General features: G+C 62.5%; 8 protein-coding genes and 1 pseudogene. 5 read left to right on the forward strand and 4 right to left on the reverse strand.

The annotated features are described in order from the left end of the window. Nucleotides 1–33: 33 nt before the first annotated feature. From E3T42_RS15305 to E3T42_RS15315, 3 genes are read right to left on the reverse strand one after another with little or no spacing between them, the layout of a single operon-like run. The gene (locus tag E3T42_RS15305) at nt 34–819 is read right to left on the reverse strand and encodes an SDR family NAD(P)-dependent oxidoreductase (RefSeq protein WP_134403295.1); all 786 of its coding nucleotides are present in this window, start codon (nt 817–819) and stop codon (nt 34–36) included. Beyond that, complete coding sequence (locus tag E3T42_RS15310; protein ID WP_241976226.1) at nt 819–1,529, reverse strand: SDR family NAD(P)-dependent oxidoreductase; 711 nt, start codon at nt 1,527–1,529, stop codon at nt 819–821. The genes E3T42_RS15305 and E3T42_RS15310 overlap by 1 nt, the downstream gene beginning before the upstream one ends. Beyond that, entirely contained in the window at nt 1,526–3,046 is a 1,521-nt protein-coding gene (locus E3T42_RS15315; RefSeq protein ID WP_134403296.1) for an amino acid permease, read from the reverse strand. The genes E3T42_RS15310 and E3T42_RS15315 overlap by 4 nt, the downstream gene beginning before the upstream one ends. Before the next feature lie 119 nt (nt 3,047–3,165). Between E3T42_RS15315 and E3T42_RS15320 the strand changes: the two genes are divergently transcribed. After that, a complete protein-coding gene (locus E3T42_RS15320; RefSeq protein ID WP_134403297.1) occupies nt 3,166–4,656 on the forward strand; it encodes a PucR family transcriptional regulator in 1,491 nt (496 codons plus the stop codon). A 16-nt stretch (nt 4,657–4,672) separates the two neighbouring features. After that, nucleotides 4,673–4,873: pseudogene (locus E3T42_RS17390) on the forward strand (restriction endonuclease); the annotation flags it as partial. A 129-nt stretch (nt 4,874–5,002) separates the two neighbouring features. On the opposite strand, the gene E3T42_RS15330 reads toward E3T42_RS17390, so the two are convergent. Next, nucleotides 5,003–5,488, reverse strand: a complete 486-nt coding sequence (locus E3T42_RS15330; RefSeq protein WP_134403298.1) for a hypothetical protein — start codon at nt 5,486–5,488, stop codon at nt 5,003–5,005. Between the two features lie 155 nt (nt 5,489–5,643). Here E3T42_RS15330 and E3T42_RS15335 point away from each other — a divergent pair, with 155 nt between their 5' ends. The 3 genes from E3T42_RS15335 to E3T42_RS15345 all read left to right on the forward strand — a co-directional run bounded on the left by E3T42_RS15335 (nt 5,644) and on the right by E3T42_RS15345 (nt 8,092). Next, the gene (locus E3T42_RS15335; RefSeq protein ID WP_166805343.1) at nt 5,644–6,336 is read left to right on the forward strand and encodes an HIRAN domain-containing protein; all 693 of its coding nucleotides are present in this window, start codon (nt 5,644–5,646) and stop codon (nt 6,334–6,336) included. 97 nt (nt 6,337–6,433) lie between these two features. Beyond that, nucleotides 6,434–7,159, forward strand: coding sequence for a type I restriction enzyme HsdR N-terminal domain-containing protein (locus E3T42_RS15340; RefSeq protein ID WP_134403300.1), 726 nt, complete (start codon nt 6,434–6,436; stop codon nt 7,157–7,159). A 186-nt stretch (nt 7,160–7,345) separates the two neighbouring features. Beyond that, nucleotides 7,346–8,092, forward strand: a complete 747-nt coding sequence (locus E3T42_RS15345; protein WP_134403301.1) for a potassium channel family protein — start codon at nt 7,346–7,348, stop codon at nt 8,090–8,092. Nucleotides 8,093–8,224 lie beyond the last annotated feature (132 nt).

An 8,224-nucleotide genomic window follows, 5' to 3' on the forward strand; every position in this document is an offset into this window, starting at 1 on the left:
GGAGGCGTGAAGAGTATTGAACCGAGGACATGGTTACGCTCGCCCTCGCGTGGAGCCGCCGTTGATCTGCACCACCTGTCCGATGATCGCGGAGAGGCGGAAGTCGCACAGGAGCGCTACGGCCGCGGCGATCTCAGGCGAGGTGCCGATCCGCCCCAGGGGGATGTCGGCGGCATAGGCGGCACGCATCTCGTCGAGGGTTATCCCGGCACTTCGCGCATCGACCTCAAGCTGCGGGGTGTCCGTGACGCCAGGGGCGACAGCATTAACGATGATCCCCTCGGGGGCCAGTTCGCGGCCGAGCGTCTTGACCAGCGAGATCAGTCCCGCTTTTGAGGCCGAGTACGCCGTCGCCTCCGGCCACCCCGTCACACCCCACTCGCTGGAGATGACCACGATGCGTCCGGCTCCCCGCCGCCGCATCCCGGGCAGGACCGCCTGGACGAGATGGAACGTGCCGCCGAGGTTGGTGTCGATGACCTTCCACCACTCCGCGGGGTCGGCGTCCAGGAACGGCCCCATCGTCATGAAGGCGTGGTTCGCCACCAGAACGTCAACCGGGCCCATATTGTCTTCCACCTGCTGCACGAGGGCCCGCACTTGCTCCGGCTCGGACACGTCTCCGGGCACCGCCAGGCCGGACAGCTCAGAGGCGAGGGCGGAGAGCCCCGCCGAGGCTTCCCGGTCGTTCACGGCCACGGTGGCGCCTGATGCGGCAAGTCGACGCGCGTGCTGCGCCCCCATGCCCTGCGCTGCGCCGGTGACGAGGACAATCTTGCCCTCGAGATCGGGGTAGGAACGTATTCTCTTCTCGGACATCAGATCACCGCTCCAGCATTCGGGTTGAGGGTTTCCCCGACGCAGAACGTCCCCTCATCGAGGAGGAACGCTACGCAGAGGGCGACTTCCTCCGGCGAGGTCAGCCTCCCCAACGGAAGCGTGGCCAGGTACTCCGGGGCACGCCACGGCGAATCGGCTGCCAGCAAAGGCGTGTCCGTTGGGCCCGGTGCGACGGCGTTCACCCTGATGCCCTGGGGCGCAAGCTCCGCGCCAAGACTGCGCACTAGACCAAGGAGGGCACCCTTCGCAGCCGCATAATGTGCGTCATCCGACCCGCCGCCGATGGCCAGTTCGCTCGTGATGGCGACGATCGACCCGGATCCGGCCGTTGTCATTCCTGGCAGGACGGCACGGCTCAGGTTGACGAATCCTCCGACGTGGACGGAGAGCATGCGTCGCCACTTGTCGAGGGTGATCTCGGAGACTGGCAGCATCTCGTAATAGCCGGCGGCGGAAACCGCGGCCGCAACCGGTCCGAGTTCCTGCTCGACCCGCCTGACCGCGGCCCGGACCTCATCCGGGTTGGCCATGTCGACGCACAGGTCGAAGGAACACTGCGGCGAGGGCCTCAGGTCGAATCCGGCAACGGTCCAGCCGCGGGACTCGAGCTCCGCCGCGACGGCTGCTCCGATCCCGCTGGCCGTGCCCGTCACAATGGCTACCGTTCGCGCCCCTGGGGTCATATTCATGCGAGTTGCGGTTTCTTTTCCGGGAGCTCATCGTTTTCTGGGAGCTCATCGGGAGAGAGAAGCTCTTCCGGCATAATGTATTCCCGTCCTGTCACCACTGGGATGGCCTTGTGGACGGACAGGTAGATCGCCGTCCCCACTACGCTCAGGACAGCCATGGCGATCCAGATCGACCAGTCCAAGAAGGACTGCTCGTAGACGGGCCGGGGCCAAGCAATATTGAGGAATTCGAAGACAGCCCAGACAACCGCGACTACAGCGAGCGGGAGCGTTGCCTTGCCGAGCGTGAACGGACCGGCACGCCAGCGTCCTCGCAGATGCACGACGACAAATCCGACCAGCGGGAAGAGGAATGAGAGGAAGAATCCGCCGGAGGTGAAGTTGAGCATCAGCGTGTAGACGTTTTCGGCCACGTCGCTGAGCAGGAACAAAGCTGCGCCCACGACCATCGTGATCAGCAACGGTCCGACGGGCTGGCGCTGCTTGCGGCTCAGGCGGGAGAGCATCCTCGAGGCCGGTAGTGCGCCATCCCTTGCGAACGACCAGATCATTCGTGAGGCCGAGGTCTGCAGCGCCAAGAAGCTTGCCAGGAAGCCGATGATGAAGAGGATCTCCACGGGCTTGGCAATCTGGCTGCCGAGCTGGGACGTGAGGGTGAAGTTCACGGGGTCGGCGACGTTCCCGCTGCGCACGGCGTTGAGATCCGGGACGGCGAGGATAAGAGCAAGGCTCGTGTACATGACAACAACGGCAATGAATATCAGTGCGAAAAGGATCGCCTTGGGGAGGTTCTTGCGCGGCTCGCTGACTTCCTCGGCGATAGCGCCGGCGCTCTCGAATCCAACGAACGAGAAACCGATGAACACCATCGCGAGCAGGAAGGGGCCGCTGAGGGAAAGGTAATCCGTTCCCGGTGCGAGGCCGGCACTCCCGTCGAACAGGACGCTAATGGAGTTGTGCTGGTGGAAAAACAGCAGCCAGGTGCCGAGGCCGAGCGAGCCGACGATTTCAGCCACGATGCTGGCGATCATGAAGACCTTCAACACCACCCGGCCGGCGAGGTTCACGATCGTTCCGAGAATCAGGACCACAAGTGCGATCCACGCCTTATCCACGCCGGTGGGGCTCGCGATGCCCATGACGTTAGCGATGAAGCCCGCTGCGGCTATCGCGACGGTGGCCATCGCGATAAGAAGGGTCCACATATACGCCCAGCCGGCAAACCAGCCGAACGTCTTGCCCCCGAGGCGCGCCGACCACTGGTAGATCGACCCCTCGATCGGCCAGCGCGAGACCAGCATGGCGAAGACGAGGGCGACGAGGAGCTGGCCGCCGAAGACGATTAGAAAGCCCCACCAGAAGGACGGGCCGGCAATGGACAGGGCAACGCCAAAGATCCCGTAGAGAGCGACGATAGGCGAGATGAACGCAAAACCGAACGCAAAGGATGAGAAGAGATTGAAATCTCGTTTGAGGGTGATGCCTTCGGTGGCAGCGACCGTTTCGTTTTGGGCCATGGTGGGTCTCCTTCGACTCCCGCAATTATGAATTCATTCGGGAAGCGACGGCCACTTTCTGCCACAACTTAGGATGAACCACCGGGCACGGTGCGTGATATTGTACGAAGCTACAAGGAATGACAGTCGGATCCACGCTTCTGCGGACTATTTCCCCATATTTTGACCTGAGGATAGTAGAAGTGACTAAATCGATCTCCACCGCCTTTGGCCTTGAACTCGGGGAACTCGTCGACGTGCCCGAGTTGGGGCTTCACCTCGTCGTCGGCTCCAAGTGGGCGCTCCCTCGTGTTGTCAGCTGGGCGCACGCCACAGAAATGACGGACCCCAGGCCACATCTGCGTGGATCCGAGTTGGTCTGCACCGTGGGGTCGGCGCTTCTCACCGCCGCCAACTGCGCGAGGTTGGTCGAGGCGGTCCACGCGACTGGCTCAGCCGGGATCTGTCTCGGCATCGGGGAAGTCCACACGCAGATCCCCCGGGCACTGATCACGGAATGCCACAGACTGTCCGTGCCGCTCATCGAAATGGCGCACGGAGTCCCCTTCCTCGCGATTAATGATGTTCTCGCCGACGCGCGCGTTCGGGCTCAATCTGGCAGCAGCCAGCGGAATGCAGAGCTGGTCAGCAGGCTGCTTGCGGCTCTTCGCGAGAACGCGCCGGTGGAAGACATCCTGAGCGTATCTTCCGCGGCCCTCGGGGGATCGCTCACCTACGCGCTGGCTGATCCGGCGGCGGAGTCGCTACCGATGGCAACCCTCAGCGCGGTGGTTGATGATGCTCCGGGATCGCTGTCCGTCAGGACCGCGGAAGGGAACCTTCTGGCTTGGCAGGGTCAGCCTCCGTCGCCTGATGCCGACGTGCTCGGCCAGATCGGTCGAGTCCTGGAAATCGCTAGGCACGAGCGGGTGGACCACGACAATCAGGATCGCCAACGCATCGGGCAGTTGTTCGCCCTGGTTTCCGAGGGCCTCGCCGATTCCGCGGCCCTGATGCCGGAGTTGCAAAGGGCAGGCCTCGTGGGGAAATCCCTGACAATCTCGGCGTGGCCGGCGGAGACGGCGTCGCTGCTAGCCGCGCACCTGCCAGGCACGTTGATCGCCGACGCGCCCGAAGCGACCTTTGTCGTCACGGTCGGCCCTGAGGACGTATATGGTGCCGCTCGCGATCTCGGATTAGTCTGCGGCCACGGGAGCCCTGTCGACGTCTCACAAATCTCCCGTGGAATCGGGGAAGCCCGCGCAACGCTTCGCCTGGCGCGCCGTCACGGCAAGGTTGCCGGGCCAGACAGCCTGACCAGCCTGACCGGGCTTCTCGAACAACAACCGCCCATGAGGCTGGTTCCCTTTATCGACCAGCTCGTCCGTCCGCTGCTCGAGCATGACGCGCGTCGTGGCAGCCAGCTCCTGACAACCCTCCGGACGTTCATCGAGCAGCAGGGGTCCCTGCAAGCGACCGCCGAGGCCCAGTATCTACACGTCAATACGGTCCGCCATCGGCTTGGACGGATTGGGGTCATCACCGGCCGCAACCCACTGGAAGACAACGACCGGGCCTCCCTTGCCATTGCACTGTGGGCCTACGACAGGTCGCGTCGATACGTTCCCTGACGCACGGTGCGATCGAGCGAGAGGAGAGCTTGCAATTCCGCTTGACGACAACAATCGGAAGCCGATCGCTCGCTTGCACTTCAATAGCAAGAAACAGAAGTACATCGGGATTTTCGACGGCGACAAGGTCGAGACGCGCCATCCCATCGATTCACTCGATGAGATCTATATGCATGCAGGTGCAATTCGGGACACCGTTCGAGTTCACCAGGGCTAGTTCGAGGAACGGATGGCCACGTTCTCAGTAAGATCCGTCCATTCTCATAGCTTCGTCGATGGACCCCATGAGCTCGTCGTTCCCAAGCCAACAGTGGTTTGACAAGAGGCTCCCGTCGCGACGTCTTGGCTATCGCCGCCCCACGCGCACCGGCGACTCCAAGTGCGCGTAGAGTGCACGGCGGGACGCGTTTAGCGCAAGCTGGACCTCGATCGCCTCCTTCTTGTACGAGGGCATCTCTGGATCAACCAGCAGGGCCCGCAGCGAGTCGTCCGAGTTTATGTGGCTCGCCCAGAGTTCGGGAAGGCGATCGGGGCCAATCGTGCCGATCAGAGTAAGGGCTTCACTACCCAGGCGACCCGCTTCGCTAGGCACCGTCGATCCACCCCGATTGTAGTTATCGAGGAGTCTCTGTAGCAGATCCTGCTCCCGAAAGAGGCGCTGAAATTCATGGTCGCCGGTCGATATCGCCAGCGCCGTTCTTCTGTCAAGCGATCCGAGAACCAAGGCAACGACGGAGGCCGCCACAGCGGCCAGAACTGCGATCGCGACGGCTGCAATCGCCGCCAAGACAGCGGCCAATTGGATCCAGTTTGCTAACTCTTCTTGTTCCATAGTCGCGACGCTACCGGGTCATCTGACATTCGCCCGAACAGCCTTCGCGTCGCAGCTCTTCCTCCACTGAAGTGGGGATAGCCCACCTCGACGTTTCTGTGAGAGGTTGGGCGTGGGGGTATTCGATGGAGTTGTTATTCGTCCTAGTGGCCGTGGTGGCACTGGCCATCTTCGTGCTGAAATGGGCCACAAACCTGCTGTCTCCGCCGCCGCCAAACGAGAAAACGCACTCGCCATCCGCGCCGAATGCCGGAACCCGATCGGGAACCAGCTACGTCAAGAAGAACCTCGAACACCTTCCTCCCCAGATGGCAGTCAGCCGCAGCCAGGCCGATGCCAGCATCTACCTCCCCAGCGAGAGGTGGGACGAACTCCTGGTCACGACCGACCAGGGACTGCCCACGCTTTTCCTCCAGATGCACGACGGACGGCTGTGGCTAACGGAACCATCGACAGGTCTCCTCGTGAGCGTCGGCAACAGGCGACTGCGCCGCATGGGGATCTGGACGGCCAGCGTGCGCGGTGTCGGCTACCACAAGGCAGCCGTTCGGAATGGGGCGTTTCAACCAGGAGCACCCGTCCGTCTGTTGCGGGAGCCTGACAACGCTTACGACAAGAATGCGGTCGCCGTGTGCTCGGCGGACGATGCCCATCCGGCCGGTTACATCAATAAGGGGATGGCTGCCGGGTTGTCGAAGCTGATCGAGTCCGGTGCTCCACTCAGGGCGATCTCGCTCGCCGGGCAGTCGCCGGGCGAGTATGGATCCAACATCGACGTTCTGGCGGCGACGCCTGCAATCGTCGAGCATCTTCTACGGAGGCGGCCAATCTCGACCGCGCCGGCATAGCCCCCCGTTGACGGGGCACGGGGCGCGGGGGCCTTCCACCAGCGGCCGGCACCCCCTAACCTGACAATCAGGTGTATGCAATCAGGGGGTTAGCGAAGTGTCAGAAGTCGTCGTACAGCCAAAGAAGTCGTCGGTTCCGAAATGGGAACAAGATGCCCGAGACCAGATTCGCGCGGCTATCCGGAAATTCGCCAAGCCTCTCGCGGACCTCGTCGCCCGCGATGCCAACGAAGGTGACACCCGCCTGCTAGTGACCGACATGCTCTGCTACGGCCTGGGCTACGACAAGTTCGACGACCTCACCACCGAGTTCGCAGTCCGAGGCGAATTCGCCGACTACGGTGTACGCATCGACAAGCAGCTCGTCGCATTCATCGAGGTCAAGCGCGCCGCACAGAAGCTCAATGCCCGTCATCTCCGCCAGGTCGAAACGTACGCCGTGAAAGAAGGTCTCGAATGGATCATCCTCACGAACGGGCAGGTGTGGCAGGCGTACCACGTCATGGCAGCGACTGGGCAGCAGGTCGCCACCCACCTCGCGTTCGAGATTGATCTACTGAGTGATGAAACGGTCGCGAAGAAGGCCGATGGCCTCTTCTACCTCCACCGAATGGCGCTGAAGAAGGGACTCATCGACGACCTGTGGAAACGGAAGGCTGCCACCTCCGCAACCGCGCTCGCCGCCATCCTGCTGTCCATGCCGGTCCTGGACGCCGCGCGAAAGGAAATCCGGCGAAGCAGCGGTTACAACCCTGAGCCGGACGAGCTTGCGAGGATCATTCGCGGAGAAGTTGTGCGGCTGGACCTCCTGACGGCGAAATAGCGGACTCACGCTCCCCGGACAAGACTGGTCAGCAAAGCACTGCGGCCGTTCTCTCGAGAATGAACCAGCTCAAGTCCAATGTGGTCGCTCCGGAACCACCGATGGCCCGGAGCGAGACTCAGACTGCATGTCGACTGGTCGCATCGCTGGCCCGGCATGGCCCGTCGGGTCCAATAGGGTTTCCTCATGAAACAAGCACGCTGGCAGAAGATCGCTGACTGGCCCCTAACTCTGGCAGCCATCGTCTTCTTGGCCGCGTACTCGATCGAGGTCATCGGCGATCTCGACGGGCCGCGCGCCACCGTCGTAGAGACCATCATCTGGGCGACGTGGGCAGTCTTTCTCGCGGACTACATCGTCAACTTGGTTCTTGCCCAGCCACGGTGGCTCTGGTTCCGCACTCATATCCTCGACCTGCTGATCGTCGTCTTGCCGATGCTTCGTCCACTGAGGCTTCTCCGCCTCCTGACGCTCCTAAACGTGCTGCATCGAACTGCCGGCCAGGCCTTCCGAAGCCGAGTGATCGTCTACGTCGCTGGCGCAGCCACGCTCCTGGTACTCCTGAGTGCGCTGGCGGTGCTGGACAGCGAAAGGTCAGCTCCGGGCGCGACCATCGTCACCTTCCCCGACGCCATCTGGTGGGCGTTCGTCACCATCAGCACCGTCGGATACGGCGACTTCTCACCTGTCACCGACATCGGCCGGTTGATCGCCGTTGGCCTGATGCTCGGGGGCATCGCACTATTGGGCGTGGTCACCGCCACCCTCGCATCCTGGATCGTCGAGCGCGTTGCGAAGCAGGAAGAGGATTCCCAGTCAGCCACCCGCGGAGAGATCAAAGCACTCTCGCGGCAGATCGCTCAACTCCACGAAGCATTCGACCGCTCACGAGCTGGTGAGGATTCAGACGATGTAACGGCCGGGCGCCGATAGTCCCAACTGCTCTGATTGCTGGCTGGCATCGCCCCGGAAGATGTCAACCTATGTGAGTCAGTTTCCTTAGGCGGTCATTGAGTTCGTTCCTTCCTTTTCGGGTTCGTTGATCCACGTCGTCGTCGGGAATGT

It is taken from the genome of Cryobacterium sp. TMT4-10 (genome assembly GCF_004403275.1).
GTDB classification, from domain to species: Bacteria; Actinomycetota; Actinomycetes; order Actinomycetales; family Microbacteriaceae; genus Cryobacterium; species Cryobacterium shii.

Excerpts from the sequence above, each read along its gene's own strand:
- E3T42_RS15305 (WP_134403295.1), bottom strand. The coding sequence starts at position 819 with ATGTCCGAGAAGAGAATACGTTCCTACCCCGATCTCGAGGGCAAGATT.
- E3T42_RS15320 (WP_134403297.1), top strand. The coding sequence starts at position 3,166 with ATGACAGTCGGATCCACGCTTCTGCGGACTATTTCCCCATATTTTGAC.
- E3T42_RS15310 (WP_241976226.1), bottom strand. The coding sequence starts at position 1,529 with ATGAATATGACCCCAGGGGCGCGAACGGTAGCCATTGTGACGGGCACG.
- E3T42_RS15315 (WP_134403296.1), bottom strand. The coding sequence starts at position 3,046 with ATGGCCCAAAACGAAACGGTCGCTGCCACCGAAGGCATCACCCTCAAA.
- E3T42_RS15345 (WP_134403301.1), top strand. The coding sequence starts at position 7,346 with ATGAAACAAGCACGCTGGCAGAAGATCGCTGACTGGCCCCTAACTCTG.
- E3T42_RS15330 (WP_134403298.1), bottom strand. The coding sequence starts at position 5,488 with ATGGAACAAGAAGAGTTAGCAAACTGGATCCAATTGGCCGCTGTCTTG.